Annotated in this window: 15 protein-coding genes, 1 other RNA gene and 2 pseudogenes; 8 read left to right on the forward strand and 10 right to left on the reverse strand. The window is 68.6% G+C overall.

Annotation, left to right across the window (positions count from 1 at the left end):
* The first annotated feature begins 46 nt into the window (after positions 1–46).
* Positions 47–1,540: a CYTH and CHAD domain-containing protein gene (locus N536_RS0119335; protein WP_029115121.1), complete on the forward strand. Its 1,494-nt coding sequence runs from the start codon at positions 47–49 to the stop codon at positions 1,538–1,540.
* Between the two features lie 6 nt (positions 1,541–1,546).
* Here N536_RS0119335 and rnpB read toward each other — a convergent pair.
* Positions 1,547–1,946: RNase P RNA component class A (rnpB, locus tag N536_RS40825), an RNA gene on the reverse strand.
* Between the two features lie 29 nt (positions 1,947–1,975).
* Here rnpB and N536_RS0119340 point away from each other — a divergent pair.
* Complete coding sequence (locus tag N536_RS0119340; protein ID WP_029115122.1) at positions 1,976–2,464, forward strand: helix-turn-helix transcriptional regulator; 489 nt, start codon at positions 1,976–1,978, stop codon at positions 2,462–2,464.
* A gap of 10 nt (positions 2,465–2,474) precedes the next feature.
* On the forward strand, positions 2,475–2,894 hold the full coding sequence (locus tag N536_RS0119345) for a VOC family protein (RefSeq protein WP_029115123.1): 420 nt from the start codon (positions 2,475–2,477) through the stop codon (positions 2,892–2,894).
* Between the two features lie 62 nt (positions 2,895–2,956).
* Here N536_RS0119345 and N536_RS40810 read toward each other — a convergent pair whose 3' ends face one another.
* Both N536_RS40810 and N536_RS40815 read right to left on the reverse strand, forming a co-directional pair.
* Positions 2,957–3,586 (reverse strand): cyclopropane-fatty-acyl-phospholipid synthase family protein, encoded by a 630-nt coding sequence (locus N536_RS40810; protein WP_029115124.1) that lies wholly within the window; start codon positions 3,584–3,586, stop codon positions 2,957–2,959.
* Positions 3,573–4,556, reverse strand: coding sequence for an NAD(P)/FAD-dependent oxidoreductase (locus N536_RS40815; protein WP_051574619.1), 984 nt, complete (start codon positions 4,554–4,556; stop codon positions 3,573–3,575). Before N536_RS40815 ends, N536_RS40810 begins: the two co-directional genes overlap by 14 nt.
* Positions 4,557–4,602: 46 nt before the next feature.
* Between N536_RS40815 and N536_RS0119360 the strand changes: the two genes are divergently transcribed.
* A complete protein-coding gene (locus N536_RS0119360; RefSeq protein ID WP_029115125.1) occupies positions 4,603–5,181 on the forward strand; it encodes a helix-turn-helix domain-containing protein in 579 nt (192 codons plus the stop codon).
* On the opposite strand, the gene N536_RS0119365 is transcribed toward N536_RS0119360, so the two are convergent.
* From N536_RS0119365 to cobC, 4 genes are read right to left on the reverse strand one after another with little or no spacing between them, the layout of a single operon-like run.
* Positions 5,182–6,279, reverse strand: coding sequence for a bifunctional RNase H/acid phosphatase (locus N536_RS0119365; protein WP_029115126.1), 1,098 nt, complete (start codon positions 6,277–6,279; stop codon positions 5,182–5,184).
* The gene (locus N536_RS0119370; protein ID WP_029115127.1) at positions 6,276–7,013 is read right to left on the reverse strand and encodes a zinc ribbon domain-containing protein; all 738 of its coding nucleotides are present in this window, start codon (positions 7,011–7,013) and stop codon (positions 6,276–6,278) included. The genes N536_RS0119365 and N536_RS0119370 overlap by 4 nt, the downstream gene beginning before the upstream one ends.
* Positions 7,010–8,134: a Nif3-like dinuclear metal center hexameric protein gene (locus N536_RS0119375; protein ID WP_029115128.1), complete on the reverse strand. Its 1,125-nt coding sequence runs from the start codon at positions 8,132–8,134 to the stop codon at positions 7,010–7,012. Before N536_RS0119375 ends, N536_RS0119370 begins: the two co-directional genes overlap by 4 nt.
* Positions 8,131–9,150 (reverse strand): Rv2231c family pyridoxal phosphate-dependent protein CobC, encoded by a 1,020-nt coding sequence (cobC, locus tag N536_RS0119380; RefSeq protein ID WP_029115129.1) that lies wholly within the window; start codon positions 9,148–9,150, stop codon positions 8,131–8,133. The genes N536_RS0119375 and cobC overlap by 4 nt, the downstream gene beginning before the upstream one ends.
* Before the next feature lie 71 nt (positions 9,151–9,221).
* On the opposite strand from cobC, the gene N536_RS0119390 reads away from it, so the two are divergent.
* From N536_RS0119390 to N536_RS0119400, 3 genes are read left to right on the forward strand one after another with little or no spacing between them, the layout of a single operon-like run.
* Positions 9,222–9,869 carry an HAD-IA family hydrolase gene (locus N536_RS0119390; RefSeq protein WP_051574620.1) on the forward strand — a complete coding sequence of 216 codons (648 nt, stop codon included), beginning with the start codon at positions 9,222–9,224 and terminating at the stop codon, positions 9,867–9,869.
* Positions 9,862–10,356, forward strand: coding sequence for a low molecular weight protein-tyrosine-phosphatase (locus N536_RS0119395; protein ID WP_029115131.1), 495 nt, complete (start codon positions 9,862–9,864; stop codon positions 10,354–10,356). The genes N536_RS0119390 and N536_RS0119395 overlap by 8 nt, the downstream gene beginning before the upstream one ends.
* Entirely contained in the window at positions 10,356–11,180 is an 825-nt protein-coding gene (locus N536_RS0119400; RefSeq protein ID WP_029115132.1) for an SURF1 family protein, read from the forward strand. The genes N536_RS0119395 and N536_RS0119400 overlap by 1 nt, the downstream gene beginning before the upstream one ends.
* Here N536_RS0119400 and N536_RS0119405 read toward each other — a convergent pair.
* Complete coding sequence (locus N536_RS0119405) at positions 11,134–12,108, reverse strand: cobalamin biosynthesis protein (RefSeq protein ID WP_029115133.1); 975 nt, start codon at positions 12,106–12,108, stop codon at positions 11,134–11,136. The genes N536_RS0119400 and N536_RS0119405 overlap by 47 nt on opposite strands.
* 36 nt (positions 12,109–12,144) lie before the next feature.
* Here N536_RS0119405 and N536_RS0119410 point away from each other — a divergent pair, with 36 nt between their 5' ends.
* Positions 12,145–12,972 (forward strand): oxygenase MpaB family protein, encoded by an 828-nt coding sequence (locus N536_RS0119410; protein ID WP_036436980.1) that lies wholly within the window; start codon positions 12,145–12,147, stop codon positions 12,970–12,972.
* 34 nt (positions 12,973–13,006) lie between these two features.
* Here N536_RS0119410 and N536_RS43585 read toward each other — a convergent pair.
* Positions 13,007–13,171 (reverse strand): annotated as a pseudogene (locus N536_RS43585) (hypothetical protein); the annotation flags it as partial.
* 461 nt (positions 13,172–13,632) lie between these two features.
* Positions 13,633–14,523: pseudogene (locus N536_RS43590) on the reverse strand (cellulase family glycosylhydrolase); the annotation flags it as partial.
* Positions 14,524–14,818: the final 295 nt, after the last annotated feature.

Here is a 14,818-nt window from a genome sequence, read left to right on the forward strand (position 1 = left end):
CTGTTCACGAATTCGTTCAGTGCCCAGAACCGACCCGAAGGTGAGAATGGCCGACAAGCGCAAGGCGTCCCGACATACCGAGACCGAACGCAAGTTCGCGGTGACGGATGCCAGTGTGCCCCCGTCATTCGCGGGTCTGTCGGCGGTCGCACGCGTCGAGCGGTCGCCCGTGCAGCACCTCGATGCCGTCTACTTCGACACCGAGGGCCACGATCTCGCCGCGCACCGCATCACGCTGAGGCGGCGCACCGGCGGTACCGACGCGGGCTGGCATCTGAAGTTGCCCGCGGGCGCCGACTCGAGAACCGAGGTGCGTGCGCCGCTGGGCCCTGCGGACGGTGACACCGTCCCCGACGAGCTGTGCGACGTCGTGCTGGCCATCGTCCGCCTGCGCCAATTGCAGCCGGTCGCGCGGATTTCCACCACCCGGACCGTCGACCTGCTGATCGGCGCCTCGGGTGATCCGATCGCGGAGTTCTGCGACGACGTGGTCACCGCCTCGGCGGAACCCGATGGCGAACCGCAGACATGGCGGGAGTGGGAGCTCGAGTTGGCGGAGGACGCCGACGCCGGTCCCGAACTCATGGATCGGCTGTGCAACCGACTGCTCGACGCCGGGGCCGAGCCCGCGGGTCACGGTTCCAAGCTGGCCAAGGTGCTCGACGCCGCCCGTGGGGTAACTAAGGAGCCTGCGCCGCAGTCGAAGGACCCGGTGCGCCGGGCCATCGCAGAACAGGTCGGCGAGCTGCTGGTGTGGGACCGCGCCGTGCGCGCCGACGCCTGGGACGCCGTGCACCAGATGCGCGTGGTGACCCGCAAGATCCGCAGCCTGCTCCAGGAATCGGAGGGGTCGTTCGGCATCTCCGACGACGCGTGGGTACTGGATGAGCTGCGCCTGCTTGCGGGGGTACTCGGCGTGGCCCGTGACGCCGAGGTGCTCGCCGAGAAGTACGAGAAGGCCCTGGATCAGCTGCCCGACGAACTGATCAGGGGTCCGATCCGGGAGCGGCTCGTCGAGGGTGCCAGGCACCGCTATCAGACCGGGTTGCGGCGGTCGTTGACGGCCATGCGATCGGAGCGGTACTTCCGCCTGCTCGACGCGCTGGAGGCATTGGTGGCCACCGAGCCTCCGCCCCCCGCGGATGGCGGCGAACACGAACCGGTCAGCATCGGGGCGGCCTACAAGCGGATCCGCAAGGCGGCGAAGCGGGCCGACGCGGCGCAGGAAGAGGACCGCGACGAGGCCCTGCACCGGATCCGCAAGGGCGCCAAGCGACTTCGCTACACGGCGGCGGCAACCGGCGCAAGCAAGGTAGCCGACCGCGCCAAGACCATTCAGACACTTCTCGGCGACCACCAGGACGCGGTGGTGAGCCGCACCCAGCTGTCCCACGAGGCCGAGGCGGCGCACGCGGCCGGCGAGGACACCTTCACCTACGGCGTGCTGTACCAGCAGGAGGACGACCTGGCCGCGTACTCACGCGAGCAGCTCGGCAAGGCACTGAAGAAGCTGAACCGCTCGGTCCGCAGCGCGGACTGAGGTGGGCGGACGAGTTGGCCTGTAAGCCGGATTCTGTTCCCCACCACCATCTCTGGCGGCAAGGCGGCGACCATCCATCTGGACACACCGTCGCCGGGTGCCTCGAGCGGCCTACCCGCAGGCTCGGGCGAGCAGCCCTCGGACGCCTGCGCAGCCGCAACCAGGTTGCGGCCTTCTTGGCCTTGCTTCGGGTGGGGTTTGCCTAGCCACTCCGGTCACCCGGAATGCTGGTGCGCTCTTACCGCACCGTTTCACCCTTACCACCGTCGCCGGTGGCGGTCTGTTTTCTGTGGCACTTTCCCGCGAGTCACCTCGGATTGCCGTTAGCAATCACCCTGCTCTGTGAAGTCCGGACTTTCCTCGAATCCCAGTCGAAACTGGAACCCGCGGCCGCCCGGCCAACTCGTCCGCGCAGATCACAGTACTCTTGTCGGCATGCCGCAGGTGCCGCCGGCTCGATATCTGCTCCGCGCCAAGGACCTGGTCGATGCCCGTTACGCAGAAGCGATCACGGTGGACGACCTGGCGGCGGCGGCCGGCCTGTCCCGCGCGCACTTCTCGCGGATGTTCACCCGGACGTTCGGTGAATCTCCGCGGGCGTATCTGCAGACCCGGCGACTGGAGCGGGCCGCAGCATTGCTGCGCTACACCGACCGCTCGGTCGCCGACATCTGCGTGATGGTCGGCCTGCAGAGCGTCGGTTCGTTCACGACCACGTTCGCGCGGGTGTACGGCAAGCCGCCGGCCGCGTACCGCGCCAGCCTGCCACCGGCAATCAGCCGGGCCCGGGTGCCCAGTTGTGTGTTGCAGCGCGACACCCGACCGCTTCCCGATTCCCGGGTCGCTGCGCTCCTGCCCGCCGGACCCGCCAGCCGCGCCAAGACAGCACACGGGGAGAAGACGGGCCGCGCCGACCGACCGTAGCGTCGGGTCCATGATGAAAATCGCTTGTACACACCTCTGGGTTCACGATCAGGAAGTCGCACTGAAGTTCTGGACCCAGCAGGTCGGTATGGAAGTGCGGGAGGACGTGTCGTTTCCCGAGGAGATGGGAGCCTTCCGGTGGCTCACCGTCGGGCCGCCGGGACAGGATGACGTCAGCATCGTGTTGATGGCCGTGCCCGGACCTCCACTGATGGACGACGACACCCGCGCGCAAGTGCTCGACCTGACCGCAAAGGGCTTCGCGGGCACGGTGTTCCTCGTCACCGATGACGTCCAGGCAACATACGAAGAACTCACCGCACGCGGCGTCGAGTACACCGAGCCGCCCAACCAGATGCCCTACGGCATCGACTCGGGATTCCGGGACCCGTCGGGCAACAGCGTGCGACTCACCCAGCTCAACCCGTAGGCGCGTCAGGCCTGGCCCGCCGGCTGTCGATGGAACGACGCTTGTGCAGATCTCGCCGCAGGTCAGCGCCGCCGATGGACCATGACGTTGTCCCGAACGGTGAACGATCGGCCTTCCCTATCGGTCGCCTCCCTGTCCACGGTCTCGACGCGGACGCGGTCCCACTCGAGCGACGGCAGATCCAACTCTGCGAGTACCTCGTCGGCTCCTGGAAACGGGTGGTCCTGCAGCACCTTGGCGGCGCCCGGCGGCGGGGCGGCGTGATCGACGATCACCAGAAGTCCGCCAGGAACGACGGCACGTGCGGCCCTGCGGAGGATGGCGGGGCGCTCCAAACGCACCGTCGAGTGCAGGAACTGAGCGGAGACGAGGTCGAACTCGCCGTCCGGGAAGCTATCCGACAAGTCGTGCTGCTGAAACTCGATGCGGTCGAGCACCCCGCGGGCTTGCGCCTCCCCCGCGGCACGCTGCAACGCCGTCTCGGAGACGTCGACCGCCATCACGTGCCAGCCTCGCTCGGCCAGCCAGACCGCGTCGCCACCCTCGCCGCAGCCGAGATCGAGCGCACGTCCTGGCGTCAAATCGCGGACTATGGACGCCAATTGAACGTTGACCCGACCACTCCAGACGCGATCACGCTCGCCGTAATGCCCCTCCCAGTAGGCCTGGACATCGGAGTCATGCGTGTGCATGGGCATCCTCCTGCCGTGTCGACGTCTGTGTTGGCCACGGAAGAACCGGCAACCCGACGTCGTCACCGAGCAGACTTTGCACCACGGCCACCGCGCTCAGCGATCCAGTCGCGACCGCGGCCGCCACCTGCGGCATCTGAGCGCTGACGTCGCCTGCCGCGAAGACGCCGGGCACCGACGTGCGGTGCAATGGATCGATTTCGACGGCGTCGACGACCACGGGCCCGGCCGGCGCGGTGCGCACGCCCAGCTGAGCGGCCAGATCCGAGCGCTGGTGCAACGTGGTGGCCACCAATACCCCGCGCCGCGCCAACTGTGTTCCGTCGGCGAACTTCACCGCGGTCAGTTCACCTGCTGCCGAGACGAATTCGGCGACGCGCCGTTCGTCGACCGCCACGTTCGCGGCCCCCAACTGTCCGAGCTGCGCGGTGTCGAGGCCCGCCGGGCCGTTCGCGAGTACGACGACGTCGTCGGTCCAGGCACGCAGCAGCAGGGCCGAGTGCACGGCGCGTTCACCCGAGGCGAGTACGGCCAAGGGCTGGTCGCGCACTTCCCAACCGTGGCAGAACGGGCAGTGGAACGCCGACCTGCCCCACAGGGCGTCGAGGCCGGGAATCTGCGGTGGCCGGTACTCCATGCCGCTGGCCAGAAGAATCCGCCGGGTGCGTTCCCGGCTGCCGTCGGCCAGCTCCAAGACGAAGCCGGCGCCATCCGAAGCACCACTGACCACCGTGCCCGTGCGAATCTGCACACTTGGATACGCCTCCAGTTCCGTTCGGCCAGCTTGGTATAGCTGCGCCGGCGGTCGGCCATCATGACCGAGCAGACCACCGATGCCGTGCGCGGGCAGATTGCTCTGCTTGCCCTCATCGACCACCAATGTGCGTCGGCGGGCTCGCCCCAACACCAATGCGGCACTCAGCCCGGCGGCGCCGGCTCCGACGACGATGCAATCCCATTCGATGTCCATGACCCGAGCTTGCCTCCGCCGGCTCGGAGTGCCAAGCTGATTTGCCATGCAGGCAAAGCAGTCCAATGCCGACGACGTCGACCTGCGGGTACGACGCCAGCTACGGGCCCTACGCACACAGCGCGGCCTCACGTTGGAGGAGGTCGCCACCCGCGCCGACATCGACGTGTCGACCCTGAGCCGGCTCGAATCCGGCAAGCGTCGGCTCGCCCTGGATCACCTTCCGCGCCTCGCGGCCGCGCTGTCGGTGAGCACCGACGAGTTGCTTCGGGCGCCGGAGGCGGAAGACCCTCGGGTGCACGCTAATTCACATGTCCGTCACGGCGTCACCTATTGGCCGTTGACCCGCGGTCCTGCCGGGGGCCTGCACGCTTTCAAGATCCGGGTCAGCCCGCGGCGCACCACCCCACCCGACGAGTTACCCGTGCACGACGGTCAGGACTGGATGTACGTACTGTCCGGCCGCATGCGGCTGATTCTCGGTGAGCGTGATTTCACGATCAAACCCGGTGAGGCGGTGGAGTTCTCGACCTGGACGCCGCACTGGTTCGGCTGCGTCGACGGGCCGGTCGAGGCCATCGTCCTATTCGGGCCGCACGGCGAGCGGCTGCACGTGCAGAAGTGACTACAGGTACGCGGTCTGGTTCACCAATCGCACCGACGCTGCGCCGTCCGGATAGAACTCCGCGATGGACAGCGAGGCAAGGTCGAGGTGCAGGCGATACAGGATGCCCTCCCCCGCGTCGAGCGCCAGCCGCAGGATCGTCTTGATCGGCGTCACGTGCGACACCACCAACACGGTCGCGTCGCCGTGCTCGGCGATGATCCGGTTGCGCGCGCGGCGAACCCGGTGAGCGACGACGTCGAAACTCTCGCCGCCGGGCGGCGACTGGCTGGTGTCGCGTAGCCAGTTGGTGTGCAGTTCGGGATCGCGTGCGGCCGCCTCGGCGAACGTGAGACCTTCCCAGGACCCGAAGTCGGTTTCGATGAGGTCGTCGTCGACGACGACGTCGAGACCCAGCGCCTTGGCCGCAGCCGTGGCAGTGTCGTAGGCCCGCTGCAGCGGTGAACTGATCACCGCCGAGATGCCGCCGAGTTCGCCCAGATACCGGGCCGCTGCGTCGGCCTGACGGCGGCCGAGATCGGTCAGCGGCGGATTGCCCCGTCCCGAGTACCGGCGATCGACTGACAGTTCGGTCTGGCCGTGGCGCAGCAACAGCATTCGGGTGGGGGCGCCGCGCGCACCGGTCCAGCCCGCCGAAGGAGGTGCTGCTGCAACCGATTTCGGTGCAGCGGCAGGCTCCGGCCCCGCGAGGAGATCCGCTGCGGCGTCCATCGCCTCGTTGGCCAGCCGGTCGGCATGGGAGTTCTTGGCGCGGGGAATCCACGCGTAGGTGATGCGGTCGAACTGGCTCGCCAGTTCCCTGGCGCGTTGATGCAGCGGGATCATGTCGGGGTGCTTGACCCGCCAGCGGCCGACCATCTGCTCGACCACGAGCTTGGAGTCCATCGACACCGCCACCTCGGTGGCGCCCGCCTCGGCGGCCGCTTCGAGGCCGGCGATCAGGCCGCGGTACTCGGCGACGTTGTTCGTGGCCCGGCCGATCGCTTCCTTGCGTTCCGCGACAACCGTTTCGTGGTCCGCGGAGAACACCACCGCGCCGTAGCCCGCGGGGCCAGGATTGCCCCTCGAGCCGCCATCGGCTTCGACCAGGAGCTTCACTTGGCGGAGCCCTCGAGTCGCAGCAGGATTGCCCCGCATTCGGGGCAGCGCAGCACCTCGTCCGCGGGTGCAGCGGCGATTCGCTGCATCTCGCCGCGGTCGATCTCGATCCTGCAGGCGCCGCACCGGCGGCCTTGCAGCACACCGGCTCCCGGACCGCCGTGGGCGCGTTGCCGTTCGTACAGCGCGACCAGATCGGCGTCCAGCGAAGCCGTCACGTCGTCGCGGCGGCTCGCGAGTTGATGCCGGGACGCGTCAATCGCCACCAGAGCCTCGTCGCGTGCTGCGCGGGCCGCCGAAACCTGTTCTGCCAGTTCATCGATCTTCTGCAGTTGTGCGGCCTGATCGTTCTGCAGCTCCTCGCGGCGTTCCATGATCTCGAGAAGTGAGTCCTCGAGGCTCGATTGGCGACGTTGTAGGGTCTCCAACTCGTGCTGCAACTCCGCGAGCTGTTTGGGGTTGACTCCACCCGAGTCCAGCATCGACCGGTCCCGGTCCTCCCGCTGCCGAACGCCGTCGATCTCACCCTCGAACTTCTTCACCTCGGCTTCGAGGTCCTCCAACGCCATGTTCACCACGGCCAAACCGTCGTTGGCGACCTGGTGCTCGGATGCGATTGCGTCCAGGCGCTGCTGTTCGGCGAGATTCTTCGCCCGGTGCTCGACGCGCCCGATCTCGGCGTCGATCTCCGTCAGCTCGATCAACGAACGCTGTTGCGCGACTTCTGCCTTCATGCTCCTCTTTCGACGTTCCATGGATCGGTGCGGACGGAACTGACCCGCACCGGAAGTGATTCGCCGAAGTGACCGGTCAACACTTCGGCGGCCTGCGCGCACCAGGGGTACTCGCTGGCCCAGTGTGCGACGTCGACGAGGGCGACGCCCGAGCTGCGCCGGTGCTCGTCGGCTGGATGGTGCCGGAGATCGGCCGTCAGGTAGGCCTCGACCCCCGCGGTCCTGACCGCGTCGAGCAGGGAGTCACCCGCTCCCCCACACACCGCCACCCGCGATACGAGTGCATCGGGGTCACCCGCCGCCCGCACGCCCCACGAAGTCGTCGGGAGCCCTGCCGTCACCCGGGCGACGAAGGCCGACAAGGGTTCCGGCTCCGGCAGGGTGCCGATGCGACCGATCCCGACACCGGTCGGCAGCGGCGCGAGCGCCAACACGTCGAACGCGGGCTCCTCGTACGGATGTGCGGCGCGCATCGCGGCCAGGACGGCGGCACGCGCCGCCGCCGGCGCGATGGACTCGATGCGCTCCTCGGCGACTCGCTCGATCGAGCCCACGCTGCCGATGGCCGGGTTGGCACCCTCGTGGGGCAGGAACTGACCGGTGCCCGAAGCGGTCCAACTGCAGTGCGAGTAGTCGCCGATGTGGCCGGCACCCGCATCGAAGATGGCTGCACGCACGGCTTCCGCGTGCTCGGCCGGCACGAAGATCACCCACTTGTCGAGCCGCGCCGACTCCGTGGCCGGCGCGAGGACGGCCTCGACGGTCAGGCCGAGGGCGTCGGCGAGCGCGTCGGACACTCCCGGAGAGGCGGCGTCGGCGTTGGTGTGAGCGGTGAAGAGGGCAGCGTTGCGGCGGATCAGTCCGTGCAGCAGGGCGCCCTTCGCGGTGTCCGCAGCCACGGTGTCGACGCCACGCAGCAGCAGCGGGTGGTGGGCCAGGAGAAGCCCCCGGTCGGGCACCTCCGCGACCACCTCCGCCGTCGCGTCGACGGCGATGGTCACCGACTCTATGGTCTCCGACGGGTCACCGCAGACCAGACCGACAGAATCCCAATCATGGGCGAGCGCAGGCGGATACGCGCCGTTGAGCACCTCGATGACATCCGCAAGCCGCACGCTCACCGGATCGCCTCCAGGAGGGCCGTGAGCAGGACCGGCCATTCCGGCCGCACCGCGGCCCGGAGGTACTGGCCGTCGAGGCCGACGAAGGTGTCGCACCGGCGGACCGCGATGCCGTTGGCGTCCAGCTGCTTTCGCACCAGCTCGGCATCGGGCACGCGGAAGAGCAGGAAGGGCGCCCGACCGTCGACGACGTCGAGGCCCGCCGCGGTGAAACCGGCCACCATGTCGAGGCGCAACGCAGCCAGTCGGCGCGCTCCCGCTTCGGCCTCTGCGACGGCCTCCGGTGAACTGCAGGCAGCGATCGCCTCCAACTGCAGCGTGCCCAGTGGCCAGTGCGGCCGGCTCGCGGTCAGCCGCGCAAGCACCCGCGGCTCGCCGAGTGCGTAACCGACCCGCAGCCCGGCCAGCGACCACGTCTTGGTGAGGCTGCGCAGCACCACGACGTCGGGTAGGGCCTCGGCGGTCAGGGTCTCCGGCTCGCCGGGGACGGCGTCGGCGAACGCCTCGTCGACGACGAGGATGCGGCCGGGTCGGCGCAGGGCGAGGATCTGGTCCTGGGTGTGTAGGACCGATGTCGGGTTGGTCGGATTGCCGAGCACGACCAGGTCGGCCTCCTCGGGCACCTCGGCGTCGGCCAGTGTGAACGGCGGCTCGAGTACGACGTGGCACGTCGGGACGCCCGCCGCATCGAGCACCGCTTCCGGTTCGGTGAACGACGGCGCGAGCAGGGCAACCAGGCGCGGACGCAGGTTCGGTAGCAGGGCGAAGCCCTCGGCGCCCCCGGCGAGCAGCGCCACCTCGTCGGGATTGCGGCCGTGCCGGTCGGCGACGGCCCGGCGGGCCCGGCGGACGTCGTCCTCACTCGGATAGCGGCCCAGGTCGCGCAGCCGCGTCGTCAACCGATCGACGAGCCAGGACGGCGGCTCAGCCGACCGCACGTTGACGGCGAAGTCGAGCATGCCGGGACCCGCGGCCTGATCGCCGTGGTAGCGCGCGTCTCGGGGTGCCCTTGCCACATCACGACAGTAGTGCGCCCAGGACCGGGCCAGGGACGGGGACGACCCGACGCATCGGCGACAATGGACGGGTGAGCGCGCAGTTGGTGATCTTCGACCTCGACGGCACCCTGACCGATTCGGCCAGAGGCATCGTGTCGAGCTTCCGTCACGCGCTCGGCGAGATCGGCGCCCCGGTGCCCGACGGCGACCTCGCGGGCCGCATCGTCGGACCGCCGATGCACCTGACGCTCAAGACCATGGGACTCGGTGACCGGGTCGACGAGGCGATGGCCGCCTACCGCGCCGACTACACCACCCGCGGCTGGGCCATGAACAGCGTGTTCGACGGCATTCCAGCGCTGCTGGACGACCTGCTCGCCGCGGGCGTGCGGATGGCCGTCGCGACCTCCAAGGCGGAACCCACGGCCAAGCGCATCATCGAGCACTTCGGGTTGGACGGCCACTTCGAGGTCATCGCCGGGGCCGGCGTCGACGGGGCGCGGTCGTCCAAGGCCGACGTGCTCAGCCGCGCCCTGGACCAGCTGGGGCCGCTGCCCGACCGGGTGCTCATGGTTGGCGACCGCTCGCACGACGTCCTTGGCGCCGCGGCCCACGGGATCGACACCGTGGTCGTCGAATGGGGTTACGGCGCAGGCGATTTCGACGAACCTGGGGCGGCGGTAGGCTACCGGCACGTGTCGTCGGTCGACGATCTGCGTGAGGTGCTCGGTGTCTAGCCAGCTACACGTGACGTTCATCTGCTCGGGCAACATCTGCCGGTCGCCGATGGCGGAGAAGATGTTCGCCCATCAGCTCGAACAGCGCGGCCTCGCCGGCGTCGTGCGGGTCTCCAGCGCGGGCACCGGCGGCTGGCACGCCGGGGATCCGGCCGACGAACGCGCCCGCCACGTGCTGCGCGAGCACGGCTATCCGAGCTTTCACCAGGCCGCGCAGGTCGACGAGGACCACCTGGCCGCGGACATGGTCGTCGCGATGGGACGCAACCACGCCCGCATGCTCAGCGAGATGGGCGTGCCGACCGAACGGCTTCGCATGCTGCGCTCGTTCGATCCGCGCTCGGCGGCGCACCCGCTCGACGTCGAGGATCCCTACTACGGGACGCGGGACGACTTCGAGGACGTGTTCACCGTCATCGCCGCATCCCTGCCCGGCTTGCACGACTGGGTCGACGACCGGCTCGCCGACGAAGGATTGGCCGGCTGATGCAGAGGTTCGCCTTCCTGCTCCGCCCCCAGTGGTTGGCGCTGTACGTCGTCGTCCTCGGCTTCGCGTACCTGTGCTTCACCGTGCTGGCCCCGTGGCAGTTGGGCAAGAACACCACGACGTCCCGCGAGAACGCCCAGATCTCGCACTCGCTGACGGCCGACCCCGTGCCCGTGACGGACTTCCTGCCGCGCCAGGATTCGGCGGCACCGGACGCGGCGTGGCGCCGGGTGACCGCGACGGGCCGCTACCACCCGGACGCGCAGGTGCTGGCGCGACTGCGTGTCATCGAGGGTGAACCGGCGTTCGAGGTGCTGGTCCCCTTCAGCGTGGACGGCGGCCCCACCGTGCTGGTGGATCGCGGCTACGTGCGGCCCCTGGAGGCCTCGAAGGTGCCCGAGATCCCCGCGCCCCCGTCGGGCACCGTCACGATCACGGCGCGGCTGCGGAACTCCGAGGGCGTCGTCGCAGGCAAGGACCCGTTCCGCCAGGACGGCATCCAGCAGGTGTACTCGATCAGCACCTCGCAGATCGCCACCATCACCGGCATGCCGCTGGCCGGCTCCTACCTGCAGCTCGTCGAGGACCAGCCCGGCGGCCTCGGCGTCATCGCCCTGCCTCACCTCGATGCCGGTCCGTTTCTGTCCTACGGCATCCAGTGGATCGCGTTCGGCATCATCGCGCCGATCGGTGTGGGTTACTTCGTCATGGCCGAGGTGCGGCAACGCCGCCGCGAGAAGGCCGAAACCGATACTCGGTCAAGGAATCCCGCGCCCCTCACCGCCGACGAGAAGCTCGCCGACCGGTACGGCAGGCGGCGCTGAAGCCGACCGCGCACACCGCCGCGAGCGCCTGCACCGCGCGCGACAGCCGCACGGAGGCACGCAGATCGGCGGGTTGCGGCAATGCCCCGTCGCCGAGTGTCGGCCGGATCTCGAGGCGGTGCGCGTATTGCGTGGGGCCACCCAACCGGACGCCGAGGGCGCCGGCGAACGTGGCCTCGACGACGCCTGCGTTGGGACTGGGGTGACGGGCCGCGTCGCGGCGCCACGCGGTCAACGCCCGCGACGGCGAGCCGCCGGCGACGGGTGCGCACACCGCCACCAGCAGACCCGTCGCCCGGGCAGGCAGATAGTTCATGACGTCATCCAAACGTGCTGCAGCCCAACCGAATCGGACATAGCGCGGCGAGCGGTGGCCGATCATCGCGTCGAGGGTGTTGGCGCCACGGTAGACCAGTAGCCCGCCAACCCCGCCGACGGCGCCCCACCACAGTGGCGCCACAGCAGCGTCGGAGGTGTTCTCCGCCACCGACTCGAGCGCCGCGCGGGTCAGGCCCGCCACGTCCAGAGACGCCGGATCACGCCCGCACAACGACGGCAGCAACGCGCGCGCCCCCTCGACGTCGGCACCGTCGACCAAGCGAGCCATGTCGGCGCCCGTGCGCGCCAGCGACGTGCCACCGAGTGCGACGAACGTCGCCGCCGCCGTGACTGCCGTCGACCACCCGCATCCCCGCCGGGCCGCTGCCCGGTCCGCAGCGACTCCCGCCACCGCCAGGGCCGCGACCAGCACGCTGGTGTGCGCCGAGCCCGCGAGCTTGGCGTCGGAATACGTCACGCGTTCGAAGGCCGCGGCGCCGCGGCCGAACAGCGCAACCGGATGGCCACGGCGCGGATCGCCAAGCAGGAGGTCGGCCGCGTAGCCGAGCGCGAGACCTGCCGCCCGGGCGCGACATGTCGGCGCAAACACATCGGCAGCGTCTCACGAGGTGGTGTACTCGGTTCCATGAGGCTGGGGCCCCCAAGGCGGCCTACCCGCGTCGTCGACCTGCTCAACCCGGCTGCGGTGCTGTTGCCCGCCGCGAACGTCATCATGCAGCTCGCAGCACCGGCCGTTGGCTATGGGGTGGTGGAGAGCCCGGTCGACAACGGCAACGTGTACCTGCATCCGTTCAAGCGGGCGCGCACCACCGGCACCTACCTCGCGGCGGCGACGCTCGGCAGTGACGCCGATCGCGCATTGATCCGATCGGAGATCGACAGGGTCCACGCACAGGTCCGCTCGAACGCTTCGAGTCCGGTGTCCTACAACGCCTTCGACCCAAGGCTCCAGCTGTGGGTCGCGGCGTGCCTATACCGCTACTACGTCGACATGCACGAGTTCCTCTACGGGCCCCTCGATGACGAGTCCGCCGACGCCGTCTACCGGGATGCCCACACGCTTGGCACCACCCTGCAGGTACGCGAAGACATGTGGCCCGCCGACAGGGCCGCGTTCGACGAGTTCTGGAAGCGCTCGCTGGATGGGCTGCGGATCGACCCTCCCGTTCGCGAGCACCTCCACGGGGTGGCGAAGATGGTCTTTCTGCCCGCCCCGCTCCGGTTCCTGGCCGGTCCGTTCAACCTGTTCGCGACGACGGGCTTCCTTCCTGCCGAATTCCGCGAACACATGCGGCTGCCGTGGACGGCGGCCCAGCAGCGTCGATTCGAGTGGCTGCTGACGAGTCTGCGTCTCGCCGACCGGGTGATACCCCGTGATCTGTGGGTCCTTGGCTACCGGCTCTACCTGCGGGACATGCGGATGCGTTCGCGCCGAGGTAGGCGGGTCGTCTGACCCGCCTACCCGGCACACCCCTCGTCAGTTGGTCTTATCGTGCCCCGTCCTCTTCTGCTGTTTGGTCGAATTGGAGGACGGACTCGTGGCGGTGGACGACTGCGTTCCGGTCGACGTGCTGGTCGGCGCCGTCGCGGTCGGCGCCGTGGGCGCCGTCGAGGTCGGCGCCGTCGACGTTGACGCGGTGGACGTCGGCGCGGTCGACGTCGGCGCGGTCGACGTCGGTGCCGTCGAGGTCGGCGCGTTCACCAAGTCGGTAGACCGGGTTTGGTCGAGCGTGGTGGCTGGAATCACCGTCGGCGACGTCGGCTCCATCACCGCGGGCTGCACCAGCGTTGGCTCCACCAGGGTTGGTTCCGCCAAAGTCGGCTGCACCAAAGTTGGCTGCGCCAAAGTCGGCTGCGCCATCGTCGGCGACTTCGTTGGCGACGTCGCAAGGTCACGAACGACGTAGGCGGCCGGCTTCCACGTTCCGTCGTCGCGGATCAGGCCGAAGGTGGCCTCGGGATCAGTGCTGCTGGAGTCCGTGTCCTGCAACGTGTACACGAACGCAGGCCCGGCGTAATCAATGGTGCGCCACGTCGTGAGCATGTCTTGCAGATAGGCGGCCTGCTGGGCTTCAGTGGCCACCGCCGTCGGCTCGCCGTACTCGCTCGCCCAGACCAACTTGTCGGCATCGCCGTTCGCCACCATCAGATCGTGGATGTCGGCCAGCTGGTTGATCGGCGAGTCGGGGTGGTAGCCGCCCTGGGAGAACGGCGTCGTGTACTGGTACGGGTGGAATGACAGGGCGTCGAAATACCCTTGTGCCCCAGCCTGATACATCTGGTCGACGAAGGTGACCGGGTTCAGGGTGAGGTTCTCATAGGTGACCGTCGAGCCCACAACGCCGCCAACCACCGTCGCATTCGGGTCCGCCGCCTTGATCGCTGGATATGCGGCCTGAAGCAATCGGGTGTAGCCAGCCGGATCCGGCGCAGGACCGTAGTAGGGGGCGGCGTTGGGTTCGTTCCAGATCTCGTAAGCGCCCACCTTGCCTGCGTACCGCTGGGCAGCCAGGCCGGCGAATTCGCCGAAGTCAGCCGGCGACGCGGGAGCACCGTAGATACCGGGTGCATTGGGGTCGTTCGCCCAGCCCGGGGTTGTGGTGATGACGGCGAGGACACCCATGCCCCGCGCGTCCGCGGCGTTGATCATGTAGTCCGACTGCGACCAGTTGTAGTAACCGGGGACGGGATTGATCCCGGCCCACGGGATTCCGATCCGAACGGTGTTGATGCCCATCGCCTGCATCTCGTCCAACGCCGCATCCACCTCGGCGGGCGATGCCCAGTACAGATCCGAGTCCGCGATACCGATCGTCGTATTCGACTCGTCGATGGCAGCCATCATGGCTACGTCCATCGATGCGGTCGGCGGCGTCGTGACCAGCGCTGTCGCGCCCAGCGCCGACACCGCAACGGTCGCCATTCCGACGACCACGAATCTCAAGAATGGCGGCCGAGGCCCACCACTATCAGTTTGCCCGTTTGCCATATTGTGCGTCCTCATTCTGCGTCCTCCCGATAATCCCCGACCACCGGATGTTGCTGATGCACGAAAGACCTATTCCCCGCTAACCACCGACCTAATCACGAATGCGCAATGTCGTAGCATCTGAGCAGCACTTTTACTACCACAAACCGCAACAGCAGCATGCTTACAGCAACGTCAATTTCGCTGCAGCAAATTCAATATCGTTTGTTTTGATACGCTAGGAAGCGCTGATGATTGGGCATTGTCTCTTTGCTGCCACTTGATCAGCAGAATTGATCATGCCTTTCGGCAAATCGTGCGGACCACGCCG

It is taken from the genome of Mycobacterium sp. URHB0044, assembly GCF_000620625.1.
Lineage (GTDB): Bacteria > Actinomycetota > Actinomycetes > Mycobacteriales > Mycobacteriaceae > Mycobacterium.